Here is a 14,629-nt window from a genome sequence, read left to right on the forward strand (position 1 = left end):
ATATTATTAAGGAGGAAAATTGATGCAAGACAAAACCCTAAAGCAAGAAGCACTAGATTACCATAGCCTGGAAAAACCGGGTAAGATAGAAGTAAGGTACACAAAGCCATTTAACAGTCAAAAGGATCTATCACTTGCCTACACACCAGGTGTTGCAGAAGTATGCATGCAGATAAAAGAAAATCCGCAGGATGCATACAAATACACCACAAAATCAAACCTTGTAGCTGTTGTAACAAATGGCACAGCTGTACTTGGCCTTGGCGATATTGGAGCGCTAGCTGGAAAGCCAGTAATGGAAGGAAAGGGTAATTTGTTTAAGAAGTTTGCAGATATAGACGTATTTGATATAGAGCTAAATGAAAAAGACCCGGACAAGATCATAGAAATTGTAGCTGCCATGGAGCCAACATTTGGCGGTATTAACCTTGAAGACATAAAAGCCCCAGAATGCTTTTACATAGAAGATGAACTTAAAAAGAAAATGAACATACCGGTATTCCACGATGACCAGCACGGTACAGCTGTGGTCTCTGGCGCAGCACTCCTTAATGCTTTAGAAATAAGCCAAAAAGAAATACAAAACATAAGGGTAGTAATAAGTGGCGCAGGAGCAGCGGGCATTGCCTGCGCCAAGTTTTATGTAAGCCTTGGTGTAAAAAGGGAAAATATCATAATGATAGACTCAAAAGGTGTAATATACAAAGGCAGAACCGAAGGGATGAACCCATACAAAGAAATGTTTGCAACTACTCTATCTGTTAGAACGCTAAAGGAAGCCCTGGAAGGTGCTGATGTATTCTTTGGCTTATCCCAGCCAAATCTACTTACAAAAGAAATGGTAAAATCCATGAATGATCACCCTATAATATTTGCCATGGCAAACCCAACGCCTGAGATTACATACGAAGAAGCAAAAGAAGCAAACCCAAATGCTATAGTAGGAACAGGTAGAAGTGACTACCCAAACCAGATAAACAATGTACTTGTATTTCCCTTCATATTCAGAGGCGCACTGGATACCATGGCTACTGCTATAAATGAAGAAATGAAGATAGCAGCTGCAAAAGCTCTAGCAAACCTAGCTAAAATGGATGTGCCAGAAGGTGTACTTAAAGCCTACGGCTTATCAAACTTAAAGTTTGGTCCAGACTACATCATACCAAAGCCATTTGACCCAAGGGCTTTAATATACGTATCAAGCGCCGTTGCGCAGGCTGCAATTGACTCTAAGGTAGCAAGGATAGAACACTTCAATACACAGGAGTATAAGAAAACTCTTGAGCTAAAGCTTGACAAGACAAGATCAATAACACGCTACATATACGAAAAAGCCAAAGAAAACCCAAAAAGAGTGGTATTCACAGAAACTACAAACCCAAATATCCTAAGAGCTGTTCAAAATGCATTAGAAGAAGGTATATTCAAACCTGTGTTTGTAGGTTCAAGGGGAAGAACCAAAGAGTTTGTTGTAGACAAGGTAAAAGAACTGGGGTTAAATCCAAAAATTCTGGACAAGATAGAGTTCATAGACCCGATGCAATCACCAAAAAGACAGCACTATATAGAAAGGCTGCTTGAGATAAGGCAAAGAAAAGGCATAACAAAAGAAGAGGCAGGCTACATTATAAACCATAGGCCCAATGTATTTGCTACTATGATGGTAAGGGAAGGTGATGCTGATGCATTGCTTATCGGGGAAACCTACAACTACCCAACAGTTATAAGACCCATCTTGCAGGTTACAGAAAAATCTCCCAATGTACCTGTTGCAGGTGTATATGTAATGGTCATTAAAAACCGTATATACTTATTTGCAGACACCACAGTAAACATAAATCCAAATTCTCAGACTCTTGCCTACATAGCTATAGAAACAGCCAAATTCTATACAGACCTGACAAACGCACAGGCTGTTGTTGCAATGTTATCGTTTTCAAACTTCGGCAGCAATGACCAAGAAGAGGCAGTAAAGGTAAAAAAAGCAGTAGAGATAGCAAAATCAATAAACCCGGATTTACTAATAGAAGGAGAAATGCAGGCAACCATTGCAAGCGATGTAGCCTTAAGGGATGAATTCTACCCATTTAACACAATAAAAGGCAAAGAAGCTAATGTATTTATCTTTCCAAACTTAGATGCAGGAAACATCTCCTATAAGCTCATGTACAAGCTAGGTGGTGCATACCCTATAGGACCAATACTGCTTGGTCTTAAAAAAAGTATACATGTCCTTGAGATGGGCTCACCTGTTAGAACCATAGAAGACATGATAGCTTTAGCTGTATTTGATGCTCAAAGGAAAGAAAGACAAAACGGCAATGGTAATTCTTAAAACTCTGAAGCCAATGCAAAAAAGTTTACCTTTATATCAAGACTTGATAAAACTTTAGCGCACTCGTTAATAGTTGATGCTGTTGTTACAACATCATCAACTATTAATACCTTTTTAAATCTCTCCACTTTTGGATTTAAAATAAAAGCATTCTTTAAGTTACTTTGGCGCTCATGCCTTTTTAAACCTACCTGGGGTTTTGTTTGTATTGTTTTTTCAATAAAATCGTAATATACACTGATATCTGATAAATTGCTTAATATTTTTGCTATTATTAGAGATTGATTATAGCCTCTTTTTTGTAAATCCTCTTTATGCATGGGAACGGCAATTAATGCTTCAACATCATCAAAAATACTAAAATCTATATTTTCTTTAAAATGTTTTATAGCATTTAAATAGTAAAAATGTCCACTAAATTTGGACCACTTTATCAAGCTGGCTACTTTTTTATTGTTGTATGAAAAAAGCACAAAACCTTTTTCATAATAAGTTTTTTGCGAACAGTTTGAACATAATAGCGTATTTTGATTAACAGGTTTTGAGCATTTTACGCATCTTGGGCCTTTATATATCATATCATTCATACAATCATTACAAATATAGCCATTTTTAATTGGTCTTTGGCAGAAAATACAAACTGAAGGAAAAATAAGATTTTTAAGACTACCTATGAGATTCGATAATATGCTTACATTTAGCACAGTATTTTGCTGTAGGTTTTGCTTTTAATCTTTCAATTTCTATAGGCTCTTTACATCTTTCGCATATACCGTATGTATTGTTTTCCATTCGATAAAGCGCTTCTTCTATTTCAATTAATTGAGCTCTGTCTTTTTCTATCAAATTATAAGTAAGGTCTTTGTAAGAAATACTATTTGAAAAATCACCTTCATCACCACTTTCTAAACTTCTTACGCGATCATTGTTGTCTTTTATTCTTTGTTGGATTTCTCTTTTTAAGTATAATAGCCTATCTTTAAGTTCAGTTAAGGTTTTTTCGTCCATACAAACCCCCTAAAATCTGGTTACTATTAAAGCTTATTTTTATAATTTGTCAAGTAAAATTGTATATGTTATAATTTTGTTATGTTATCAATATTATTTATAAGCTTGGTTTTGCTTTTCACCCAAATATTTGGAAAGTGGTTTCAATCTTTTGGCATACCACAGCTAATTACTTATGTGACTTTAGGTATAGTGCTTGGTCCATGTGTTTTTAACCTTATTAAACCAAATGAAATAATTTATGTGTTTGCAGAAATAGGTATATTGTTTTTGCTTTATGAATCTGGTTTAGAAATAAATTTAAAGTCCGGATTTAAAACAAATTTGAAAGGTGTTTTTGTAGCTATTATAGGCTCTTTTGTACCATTTTTTATAGCACTCGCTACTGCTAAACTTTTAGACTACAACCAAAATGAATCATTTTTTTTAGCAGGAAGCTTAGTAGCAACAAGCATAGGCGTTACGCTGAAAACTTTTATGGACTTAAAAAAACAGCATACAAGTGTTGCAAATATCGTTTTAGTTGCAGCTGTTATAGATGACATAATTGGCATTATAATGTTGCTTTTGGTATCAAATTTTGCGCAAACAAAAACTATAAATTTAGAAATCGCGTTTAGTGTCATACTGTATGCTACAATACTTTTTTTAATGGTGCCTTTTATAAAAATTTTATTACAAAATGCAATAAATGTTAGCTTTGATAAAGACGCAAGCTATGTTAGCGCAATAATTTTTTTTGCAATTATGGCATACTCTTTTGTTTCTTATAAACTCGTTCATTTAAATATTTTGGGTGCATTTATTATAGGCTACAGTCTGCAAAAACTTAATTTGTCTAAAACTAGCAAACAGGACAATCTATTCAAAAAAGCAAAATTGCAACTTAAAACACTGCAAAACTTTTTTGAGCCATTTTTTTTTGTATATATAGGTTTATCATTTAATCTAAGTCATTTTAGTTTTTCAACTTTTGGCGGGCTTTTGATTTCTTTGCTTATATTTTTAACAATAGCAATACTAGGTAAGATGGTTAGCGGTTTTTTTATTAGAGGTTTTTATAACAAATTAGCTATAGGTCTTTCAATGATACCAAGAGCAGAAGTTGGTTTAATTTTTGCTACAATTGGAAAAACAAGTGGAATTCTAAATAATGAACTATACGCTTTAATTGTTATAATATCTCTATTAACTACACTTATTACACCATTTGCTTTGCAGCTTATAAGTCCAAAAATTTCTTGACAAAAAAATTAGCCTAAGTTATACTAGCAGCAGTTTCAAGCTTAGGAGTTTAATGAATGGAAGTCCCCAACTCGTGTAATAGAGCTTATATGTAAGCAGATGGGTAAACTTAGCATAAACTCATCTGCTTACAAATGTGAGGGGTGAGTTTATGCTAAGTTTATCAAGTATAAATTTTGATGTTGTTAAAAAAAGAAGTTTGGTTGCTGATTTTATATTTATTTTATTGCTTTTGAGCTTCTTGTATATAATTTTACACTATGCACAACAGGCTACATCTAATATAAACTATGAAGCAAATATAAATCTCTCTATTGGATCATTAATCAAATACAGTCTTTTTTCTTTATCAAGAGCCCTTATTGCATTTGGTTTTTCGTTTGTTTTTACAATTGTTTATGGGTACTTTATGTATAAAAATAAAACCGCAGAAAAACTGTTGTTACCAATATTAGATATTTTGCAAAGCATACCGGTACTTGGCTTTTTACCTGCTGTAGTTTTAGCTTTAATTGCATTATTTCCAAATAACAATACAGGTCTTGAACTTGCAAGCATAATAATGATTTTTACTGGTCAGGTCTGGAATATGGTTTTTGGTTTCTATGGAACATTAAATAGTATACCTCAAGAATTTAATGAAGTTGCAAGTGTATATAAATTAAACTGGTGGCAAAAGTTTAAATGGATAGAATTTCCCACTACTATTTCATCCCTTATCTGGAATAGCATGATGAGTATGGCAGGCGGTTGGTTCTTTCTTATGGTATGTGAAGAATTTTCACTTGGAAATAAAAATTTTAGATTAGAAGGTTTAGGTTCTTATATGTCTGTTGCTGCAAATCAGGGAAATTATACTGCAATGATATACGGTATTCTAGCGATGATTATAATTATTGTTATGTTGGATCAATTTGTATGGCAACCACTTGTTGCGTGGTCTGAAAAGTTTAAGATCGAATATTCTATGACTTCAAAACCCAAAGAATCGTGGTTTTTAAACCTGCTTATTGATTCAAATATACTTGAGTTTGTTAGAAATTTATACAAAAAAACTTCAATGTGGTTTGAAGAAAAATTTAAATATTTAAAAACAAACACAAAAATAAAAAAAGATAAAAAAATAAAAAAAAATCTTGCTGCTAATTTTTTTGCAAATCTAATCTTAATAGCAATTGTTATTTTTATTATTTACACCAGTTATAAAATCATTTTTATGATAAAAAATCTACCATCTACTACATGGTATACGATTTTTAAATCAGATTCATATACACTGATTCGAGTACTTATTACAATTTTAATAGGTTCTTTATGGACAATACCACTTGGGATATATTTAGGTTTATCTCCAAAACTATCAAAGATCTTACAACCAATTATACAAATTACTGCTAGTTTTCCTGCTCCAATGCTATTTCCTGCTTTGATAGGTATATTTTACATTCTAAAAATAAATTTAAGTTATGGAAGTATTATTTTGATGTTGATGGGCACACAATGGTATATCCTATTTAATGTTATAGCTGGAGCTTTAAATATTCCATCTGAGATGATTGAGATGGGTAAAATTTTTAAGCTATCTTTATTGGAAAGATTTAGCTCAATTTACTTTAAAGCTATTTTTCCTTATCTTGTAACAGGCTGGATAACAGCTGCGGGTGGCGCGTGGAATGCTTCTATTGTAGCTGAATATGTTACATTTAAAAATCAAACTCTAACAACAACCGGTATAGGAGCCCTTATCAGTCAGGCAGCCAACTCAGGACAAATTCCGCTTTTAGCAGCCAGTGTTTTAACAATGGCTCTAACTGTGGTATTTTTTAATAAACTCGTATGGAAAAACCTCTATAAGATCTCGCAAAACTATAAAGTGAGGTGAGTTATGGATATAATTTGCAGTATAAAAAATGTCTCACAAAGTTTTAGCCTATCCACAAAAAAATCATTAGAAGTGCTTAAAAACATAAGCTTTGACATATTTGAAAATGAAGTGGTATCAATTTTGGGACCATCTGGTTCTGGAAAATCTACGCTTTTACGTATGATTTGTGGCATATTAAAACCATCTTCAGGTAGCGTCTTCTATAAAGGAAAACCTGTTATTGATATAAACCCAAACGTTTCAATGGTTTTTCAAAATTTTGCCTTATTGCCATGGCTTAATGTTGAAGAAAATATAAAATTAGCCTTAAAACCACTTAATCTTGATAAAAATGAAGTAGAAAAATATACAAACATGGTAATAAAAATAACAGGTCTTGCTGGTTTTGAAGAAGCATATCCAAAAGAGCTTTCAGGTGGTATGCAACAGCGCGTAGGTGTGGCAAGGGCTCTGGCTGTACAGCCTGAATTGCTTTTAATGGACGAACCTTTTAGTCATGTTGATACACTTGTTGCTGAATCATTAAGATCTGAGTTAATCGATATCTGGCAATCAACCCAAAATCCCAAATCAATACTCATTGTAAGTCATGATATCAAAGAAGTTGTTTATTTAAGCGATAGAATAATAGTTCTTGGCGATAAACCAACACAAATTAAAACCGTATTGGAAAACAAACTTCCCAGGCCAAGGGATTACAGGAGTATTGATTTTTTAAATATGGTTGATTACATCCATGATATTATTACAGCAAGCGATTTACCTGATATACCAGAAGCCATAGAAACACAAAGAAAAGAAAATGTTTTTGAGGCATTACCAGAGGCCTCACCTGGAGAAATCGTCGGATTGCTGGAATTTTTGGACTCACATGGAGGCTATGATGACATATTCCATATAGCGGTAGAACTCAATAGAGAATTTGGAGATATAATTAAAATTACAAAAGCTGCAGAATTGCTGGATTTTGTTGATACACCAAGACGAAGCATTGTTTTTACAACAATCGGAAGAAAATTTATTGAATCAGATATAGAACAACGCAAACAAATCTGGAAAAAAGAAATTCTAGATTTAAGACTTGTAAGACACCTTGTTGATATTGTTAAAAATTCAGATAATGAATTTTTATATAAAGAAGATATAATAAACGAAATAAGCAATAAACTACCTCAAGAAGATCCAGAAAAAATATTTAAAACATTTATAAGTTGGACAAGGTTTGCAGATTTACTAGCCTATGATAGTGAAACAGAAGAGGTAAGCTTGCAGTAAATGATCAATGAAAATGGCATTATTGTAAAAAAAACAGGATCACCAAATATCAATTTTGTCAAAATAATTACACCAAAAGGTAAAATTGATGCCGTTGCTTACGGTAAGAAACAATTAAATTTACTTTACATATTCAATTTTGAACTTAAAGAATCAAATAATATATACATTGTTAGTAAATTTTATCTAATTGATAGATTTGAATTTTTGAACACAAAAGAAAAACTAATGGCAGCTTTTTTTATTATAGATGTTGCAAACCAAATTGATGTTGATTATGATTTCCTTATAGAAACAATAAAATTACTGGATCAAAATGATATAAAATACTGCATAGATAGTTTTCTGGTAAGGATTTTAACTCAAAATGGTATATATAAAAAAGAATTTAGCAATACAAAAGATTTAATTTTAGAATTGGAAAAATATTTAGGAAAAAAATTGAAGGTGAGCTTAGATGAAGTGTTTATTGCAACGCGTTAGTTACGCAAAACTTTATATTGATAGTACACTGTATTCTCAAATAAGCAATGGTTTACTTGCGCTTGTATGTTTTTGTAAAAACGATAATAAACTAAATATTGATTTAATGGTAAAAAAAATTATCAATTTGAGAATTTTTGAAGATTGTGATAAAAAATTTAATTTATCATTAAAAGATATTAATGGCTCTATAATGCTTGTAAGTCAATTTACACTTGCTGCAGATACAAAAAAAGGCAACAGACCATCCTTTTTTGATGCAATGGAACCACAAAACGCTTCCCAGCTTTACAATGAAATGATAGAGGAATTCAAAAAAAATAATATAAATACTCAAACTGGTATTTTTGGTGCTTCAATGAAAATTGAACTTCTAAATGATGGACCTGTTACAATAATGCTTGAAAATTAAATGAGCTCTTATTATAGAGCCCAAAATTAATTATTCTATAACCACCAATTTTGAATCCGCAGCAATATTTTCTCCTTCTTTAACAAAAAGCTCTTTCACTTCTCCATTTTTTGGTGCTTTAATTTCATTTTGCATTTTCATTGCTTCTAAAATTAGCAGTATATCGCCTTCTTTAACGGTATCGCCAACAGCTACTTTTACACTTATTACTCTTCCTGGCATTTCTGACTTTATTATCTGTTTACCTTCTGCAGCTGTTCCACCTCTTCGTTGAATTAATTTTGCCTTCATTTCATCTATAACATTAATTTTAAACAAATCGCCTTCAGTTAATACATTGTAGTTATTTTCACCTTTATAATCCACATCAGCTTCAAAAGATTCATTGTTAATAAGCAAAGAATACACACTACCTTCTGTTAGTCTTGCATCTACAACGTATGATTTATCGTCTATATGAACTTCAAATTTGTTAGCTTCAAGTTCTTTAACTTTTACCTTATACTCAATATCATCCATTTTTACTACATAGGACATATTTTAACTCCTTTAATTTTTTAAGAGGTTTTATAGATATCTCCAAAGCTTAAACCAAGCATTGCAGCCCTTTTTCCTGCTTCTTTCCATGGGCTTCCGGCACCACACGTTTCTTTAAATACTAACAGTTTATTTTTCAGTGATTTTTCTCTTAAGAACTCAGCAATAGCAGCAGCAGCAATCGCAGCTACAGCAGAACCTTCTCTTGGCTGAGGTTTTTCTAAAACTTCCTTATCTATGAAGTCTGTACTTATATTACCATCTATAAAATCTTGATTCCTTAAAACTTTTTGATGAAAAGGAATTGTAGTTTTAATGCCTTTTACAATAAATTCGCTCAAAGCTCTTTGCATTCTTGCTATTGCTGCATTCCTATCCTTAGCCCAAACGAGTAATTTTGCAGCAATAGGATCGTAATATATTGGGATTTCTGCACCTTCATAAACTCCTGTATCTACCCTGACACCAGGCCCCCCAGGCAATCTTAAACCTTCGATTATACCAGGTGATGGCATAAAGTTTTTGTCTGGATCTTCTGCATAGATTCTACACTCAATTGCATGGCCGTATTGTCTAACTTCTTCCTGTTTAATTGGTAAAGGTTTGCCTTCTGCTATACCTATTTGAAGTTTTACAATATCAATACCTGTTACAAGCTCAGTTACTGGATGCTCTACCTGAACCCTTGTGTTTACTTCAAGAAAGTAAAAATTCATATCTTTATCAACTAAAAACTCAACCGTTCCAACACTATCATAATTGGCAGCAGCAACCGCTCTAACAGCGGCTTGGCCCATTTTATGCCTTACTTCATCGTTTATTGCCATTGATGGAGATTCTTCTATAACTTTCTGGTGTCTTCTCTGGATAGAACATTCTCTTTCAAATAAATGAATGCCTGTACCATATTTATCACGTGCAATTTGAACCTCAACATGTCTTGGTTTTTCTATAGCTTTTTCAATGTACATCCTATCGTCACCAAATGCGCTTAACGCTTCACCTTTAGCTAAATCATAAACAGCTTGAAATTCTTCCTTTGATTTTATAAGCCTCATACCTTTGCCACCACCACCAGCCGAAGCTTTAAACATTATTGGATATCCAATCTCATCTGCAATTTTTAATGCTTCATTTAAATCTTTAACAGGGTCTTTTATACCAGGAACTATTGGAACACCTGCTTCACCCATTTTTTGTCTGGCGCGAGTTTTATCTCCCAAAATATACATAGATTGAGTGTTTGGACCAATAAAAGTAATATTATTTTTGTTGCATGCATTAACAAACTCAGAGTTTTCAGCTAAAAAACCATACCCAGGATGCACCGCATCACAATTGCTTTTAAGCGCAACTTCTATTATTTTGTCAATTCTTAAATAACTATCAGTTGCAGGTGCAGGACCGATATAGTATGCTTCATCAGCATATCTAACATGTAAAGCATTCCTATCTACTTCAGAGTAAACAGCTACTGTTGTAATACCCATTTCTCTACAGGCTCTGCATACTCTCACAGCTATTTCTCCTCTATTTGCAATCAATACTTTTTTAAATTTTTTATAAGTAACCATTTTTCCTCCTATAGTGGAATATTGCCATGTTTTTTGGGTGGATTTGATTCTCTTTTGTTTTTAGTCAATTCTAAAGCTTGAATAAGTTTTAATCTGGTTTGAGCTGGATCGATTATTTCATCAATATATCCAAGCGATGCCGCAATGTATGGGTTTGCAAATTTTTCTCTATACATCTTTACAATCTCTGTTTTCTTTTCTACAGGATTTTCTGCCTCCTGAATTTCCCTTCTAAACAATATATTAACTGCACCATCTGGTCCCATAACAGCAATTTCTGCTATAGGGTAAGCATAGTTTATATCTGCTCTAAAATGCTTTGAACCTAAAACATCATAAGCTCCCCCATAAGCTTTTCTAACGATTAATGTAATTTTAGGCACAGTTGCTTCAGCATATGCATAAAGCAATTTTGCACCATGGATTATAACGCCATTGTGTTCTTGAGCAACACCTGGCATATATCCTGGCTGATCTTCAAAAGTAATAATTGGAATATTAAACGCATCACAAAACCTAACAAACCTTGCAGCTTTAATAGCTGCCTTATAGTCAAGAGCACCTGCAAAATACATTGGCTGGTTAGCTACAATTCCAACGCTCCTGCCTCCAAGCCTTGCAAAACCAATTACAATATTTTTTGCATAATTTTCTTGAATTTCAAAGAAATAATTTTCGTCAACTACTTTTTTAATCAGGTCTTTTATATTATAAGGTTTATTTGGGTCAGATGGTATAAGATCATAAATTGACTCTTCATTTCTATTTATTGGATCATCTGTTGGCACAAATGGTGGCTCTTCCATATTATTTTGAGGTATAAATTGTAATAATTCTCTAACAAGCATCAATGCATCTTCATCATTTTCTGCAGCAAAATGTGCAACCTGCGTCTTGGTAGTATGAGCTTCTGCACCACCAAGCTCTTCTTTGGTTATTTTTTCACCTGTTACTGCTTCTATTACATCTGGACCTGTTATAAACATAAAACTTGTATTTTTCACCATTATTGTGAAATCTGTCACAGCGGGAGAATAAACCGCACCACCTGCAGTTGGGCCCATAATAACAGAGATCTGCGGCACAACACCAGAAAACAGTGTATTTCTCAAAAATATATCAGCATAACCACCAAGTGATTCTACACCTTCTTGAATTCTAGCACCACCAGAATCATTTAAACCAATTACAGGGGCACCAGTTTTAGCAGCTAAATCCATTATTTTACAAATTTTCTTTGCGTGCATGCTTGAAAGCGATCCACCAAAAACAGTAAAATCCTGGCTAAATACATATACTAATCTGCCATCTATTGTTCCATAGCCAGTAACCACACCATCACCATAAATTTTTTGCTTGTCCATTCCAAAATCTGTGCATCTGTGGACAACAAATTTGTCTAATTCAACAAAACTGCCTTCATCAAGCAATAAATTCAGTCTTTCCCTTGCTGTTAATTTGCCTTGAGCATGTTGTTTTTCAATACGTTGCAAACCACCACCAATTTCTGCTTCTTGTTCTTTCTCTTTTAATTCCTTAAGCTTATTCTTCATTTACTCCTCCTAATATATAAAAAAATACACTCTTTTTAATTTATACTAAGTTTATTAAATTTTGTCAATATTTTTACTTATTTATGGAATTAATAATGCTAAAAATTTCTTGTGAATTTTTACTATTATTTATACGAGAATTAATTAACTTTGCATTTTTATATCCGCTTAAATATTGATGTGCAAATTTTCTGAATAATTTATGTGCATTTTCTCCATACTCTTTAATCATAAGAGCAAAATGGTTTAACATAAGATTTTTTATAAAATCAATATTTCTTATGCTGTCTTTTTTGTTTAATAAATCTTCAAAAATAAAAGGCTTTTTTAAAGCAGCCTGTCCTATCATAAAATACTTGCAATTTGTAATCCTTTTAACTTCTTTTAATTTTTCGTAAGAATCAATACCTCCATTTGCCACAACAGGTATTTTTAAGTGACTGCAAACAAGAGCAATATGTTCATAATCAACATTTGAGTTATAAAAACCATTTCTTAAACGAGCATGAATTGTAACCATGTCACAGCCTGCATTTTCCAGATCTTTATAAAAATCTATCGTATTTATGTTATCATTATCAAACCCCATTCTGACTTTAACACTAACTGGTTTTTTAATGTATTTTTTAAGTGATTCCACAATACTTATAAGATGTTTTTTTTCTTTTAACAAATATGCGCCTGCTTTTGCCTTTAAAACTTTTGGGACGGGACAGCCTGCATTGATATCTATGATATCGCACATTGATTCTATCTTTGCTGCAGCTTTTATAAACAGATCTATATCATACCCAAAAAGTTGGATAGCAAAGGGTATTTCATTATCATTTCGTTTTGCTAAAGCAAATGCCTTAGGGTTATTGTAGTATATAGAGTTAATAGATATTAGTTCGCTAACGGTCAAACCTGCCCCATAATCTTTGGCTATTTTTCTGAAAGGTTTATCTGTATACGATGCCATAGGGGCTAAAAAATAGTTAGATGAAAAAATCATCTATTCATAGATTCTAAAAATTCTTTATTGCTTTGCGTCTTTGAAAGCTTCTCAAGTAAAAATGTCATGGCATCTACATCGTTCATTTCCATAAGTACTTTTCGCAATATCCACAGCCTATTCAAATCTTCTTTTGGTATAAGCAGTTCTTCTTTTCTTGTACCGCTTCTTGTTACATCAATTGCAGGGAAAATACGCCTATCAGACAAATTTCTATCCAAATGTAATTCCATATTGCCTGTACCTTTAAATTCTTCAAATATAACATCATCCATTCTCGAGCCAGTATCTATAAGAGCTGTTGCTATAATTGTTAAACTACCGCCTTCTTCAATATTTCTAGCTGCTCCAAAAAATCTTTTCGGTTTTTGCAAAGCATTGGAATCCAAACCGCCAGACAAAACTTTTCCACTTGGCGGAATTACTGCATTGTATGCCCTTGCCAGTCTTGTTATTGAATCAAGTAAAATTACTACATCAAGCTTTCTTTCGACAAGTCTTTTTGCTCTCTCTAAAACAATTTCTGCAACCTGTATATGCCTATCTGGTGGCTCATCAAATGTAGAACTTATTACATCGGCTTTAACAGAGCGTGCCATATCAGTAACTTCTTCTGGTCTTTCATCAATTAATAAGACCATCATTACAACTTCAGGGTGATTTTGGGATATACTATTTGCAATATTTTGTAAAAGCACAGTTTTACCGGTTCTTGGAGGAGCAACAATTAAACCTCTTTGACCTTTTCCAATAGGCGTTATTAAATCCATAACACGCATTGCAACGTTATCTTTTGAAACTTCCAATTTTATTCTTTCCATCGGATAAAGTGGAGTAAGATTATCGAAATAATCGCGTTCTTTCATATGTTCTGGGTCTTCAAATTCTACAGCCTCCACTCTTAAAAGTGCTCTGTATTTTTCATTATCTTTGGGCTCTCTAATTTGCCCGGAAACAAAATCACCTGTTCTTAGGGCAAATCTTTTGATCTGGCTTGGGGATACGTATATGTCATTCTGGGATGGCAAATAGTTATTTTTTTGAGATCTTAAAAAACCAAAACCATCTGGTAAAATTTCAAGTACACCTTCGCCATAGCTTATTCCTTCTTTTTCAGATAGTTTTTTTGTAATTTCAAAAATTAATTGTTCCTTTTTTTTGCTTGCAATAGCTATCTCTAAAGCTTTTGCAATTTCTATCAATTCCACAATTTTCTTTTTTTTTAAATCTTCAATGTTGATATCCATCATGCAATTTTAATACCCTCCTATTTTATTTTTACATTTATTTTATTATTTTAATTTTGCTATACGCGTCAAACTTGATTT

General features: G+C 32.8%; 13 protein-coding genes. 6 read left to right on the top strand and 7 right to left on the bottom strand.

All coding sequences use genetic code 11. The features are described from left to right. The first annotated feature begins 22 nt into the window (after window positions 1–22). Entirely contained in the window at window positions 23–2,335 is a 2,313-nt protein-coding gene (locus Q0C22_RS05985) for an NADP-dependent malic enzyme (protein ID WP_291492766.1), read from the top strand. On the opposite strand, the gene Q0C22_RS05990 is transcribed toward Q0C22_RS05985, so the two are convergent. Then, window positions 2,332–3,039 (bottom strand): ComF family protein, encoded by a 708-nt coding sequence (locus tag Q0C22_RS05990; RefSeq protein ID WP_291492767.1) that lies wholly within the window; start codon window positions 3,037–3,039, stop codon window positions 2,332–2,334. The genes Q0C22_RS05985 and Q0C22_RS05990 overlap by 4 nt on opposite strands. Beyond that, window positions 3,002–3,343, bottom strand: a complete 342-nt coding sequence (locus tag Q0C22_RS05995; RefSeq protein WP_291492768.1) for a TraR/DksA C4-type zinc finger protein — start codon at window positions 3,341–3,343, stop codon at window positions 3,002–3,004. The genes Q0C22_RS05990 and Q0C22_RS05995 overlap by 38 nt, the downstream gene beginning before the upstream one ends. An 81-nt stretch (window positions 3,344–3,424) precedes the next feature. On the opposite strand from Q0C22_RS05995, the gene Q0C22_RS06000 reads away from it, so the two are divergent. The 5 genes from Q0C22_RS06000 (at window position 3,425) to dtd (ending at window position 8,643) form a co-directional block, all read left to right on the top strand. Beyond that, window positions 3,425–4,588, top strand: coding sequence for a cation:proton antiporter (locus Q0C22_RS06000; RefSeq protein WP_291492769.1), 1,164 nt, complete (start codon window positions 3,425–3,427; stop codon window positions 4,586–4,588). 151 nt (window positions 4,589–4,739) lie between these two features. After that, window positions 4,740–6,470 carry an ABC transporter permease subunit gene (locus Q0C22_RS06005; RefSeq protein ID WP_291492770.1) on the top strand — a complete coding sequence of 577 codons (1,731 nt, stop codon included), beginning with the start codon at window positions 4,740–4,742 and terminating at the stop codon, window positions 6,468–6,470. Window positions 6,471–6,473: 3 nt separating this feature from the next. Then, window positions 6,474–7,748 (top strand): ATP-binding cassette domain-containing protein, encoded by a 1,275-nt coding sequence (locus tag Q0C22_RS06010; protein WP_291492771.1) that lies wholly within the window; start codon window positions 6,474–6,476, stop codon window positions 7,746–7,748. Then, window positions 7,749–8,231: a hypothetical protein gene (locus tag Q0C22_RS06015; protein ID WP_291492772.1), complete on the top strand. Its 483-nt coding sequence runs from the start codon at window positions 7,749–7,751 to the stop codon at window positions 8,229–8,231. After that, window positions 8,206–8,643 (top strand): D-aminoacyl-tRNA deacylase, encoded by a 438-nt coding sequence (gene dtd / locus Q0C22_RS06020; RefSeq protein WP_291492774.1) that lies wholly within the window; start codon window positions 8,206–8,208, stop codon window positions 8,641–8,643. The genes Q0C22_RS06015 and dtd overlap by 26 nt, the downstream gene beginning before the upstream one ends. 30 nt (window positions 8,644–8,673) lie before the next feature. Here the strand turns inward: dtd and Q0C22_RS06025 are convergent, their stop codons facing one another. The 5 genes from Q0C22_RS06025 to rho all read right to left on the bottom strand — a co-directional run bounded on the left by Q0C22_RS06025 (window position 8,674) and on the right by rho (window position 14,542). Beyond that, the gene (locus tag Q0C22_RS06025; protein WP_291492775.1) at window positions 8,674–9,180 is read right to left on the bottom strand and encodes a biotin/lipoyl-containing protein; all 507 of its coding nucleotides are present in this window, start codon (window positions 9,178–9,180) and stop codon (window positions 8,674–8,676) included. A 20-nt stretch (window positions 9,181–9,200) separates the two neighbouring features. After that, complete coding sequence (gene accC / locus Q0C22_RS06030) at window positions 9,201–10,754, bottom strand: acetyl-CoA carboxylase biotin carboxylase subunit (RefSeq protein ID WP_291492776.1); 1,554 nt, start codon at window positions 10,752–10,754, stop codon at window positions 9,201–9,203. 8 nt (window positions 10,755–10,762) lie between these two features. Continuing rightward, window positions 10,763–12,307, bottom strand: coding sequence for an acyl-CoA carboxylase subunit beta (locus Q0C22_RS06035; protein WP_291492777.1), 1,545 nt, complete (start codon window positions 12,305–12,307; stop codon window positions 10,763–10,765). Between the two features lie 73 nt (window positions 12,308–12,380). Continuing rightward, window positions 12,381–13,268 (bottom strand): tRNA-dihydrouridine synthase family protein, encoded by an 888-nt coding sequence (locus tag Q0C22_RS06040; RefSeq protein WP_291492779.1) that lies wholly within the window; start codon window positions 13,266–13,268, stop codon window positions 12,381–12,383. Between the two features lie 29 nt (window positions 13,269–13,297). Further along, complete coding sequence (rho, locus tag Q0C22_RS06045; protein ID WP_291492808.1) at window positions 13,298–14,542, bottom strand: transcription termination factor Rho; 1,245 nt, start codon at window positions 14,540–14,542, stop codon at window positions 13,298–13,300. Window positions 14,543–14,629 lie beyond the last annotated feature (87 nt).

The sequence above is a fragment of the Desulfurella sp. genome (genome assembly GCF_023256235.1).
Lineage (GTDB): Bacteria > Campylobacterota_A > Desulfurellia > Desulfurellales > Desulfurellaceae > Desulfurella.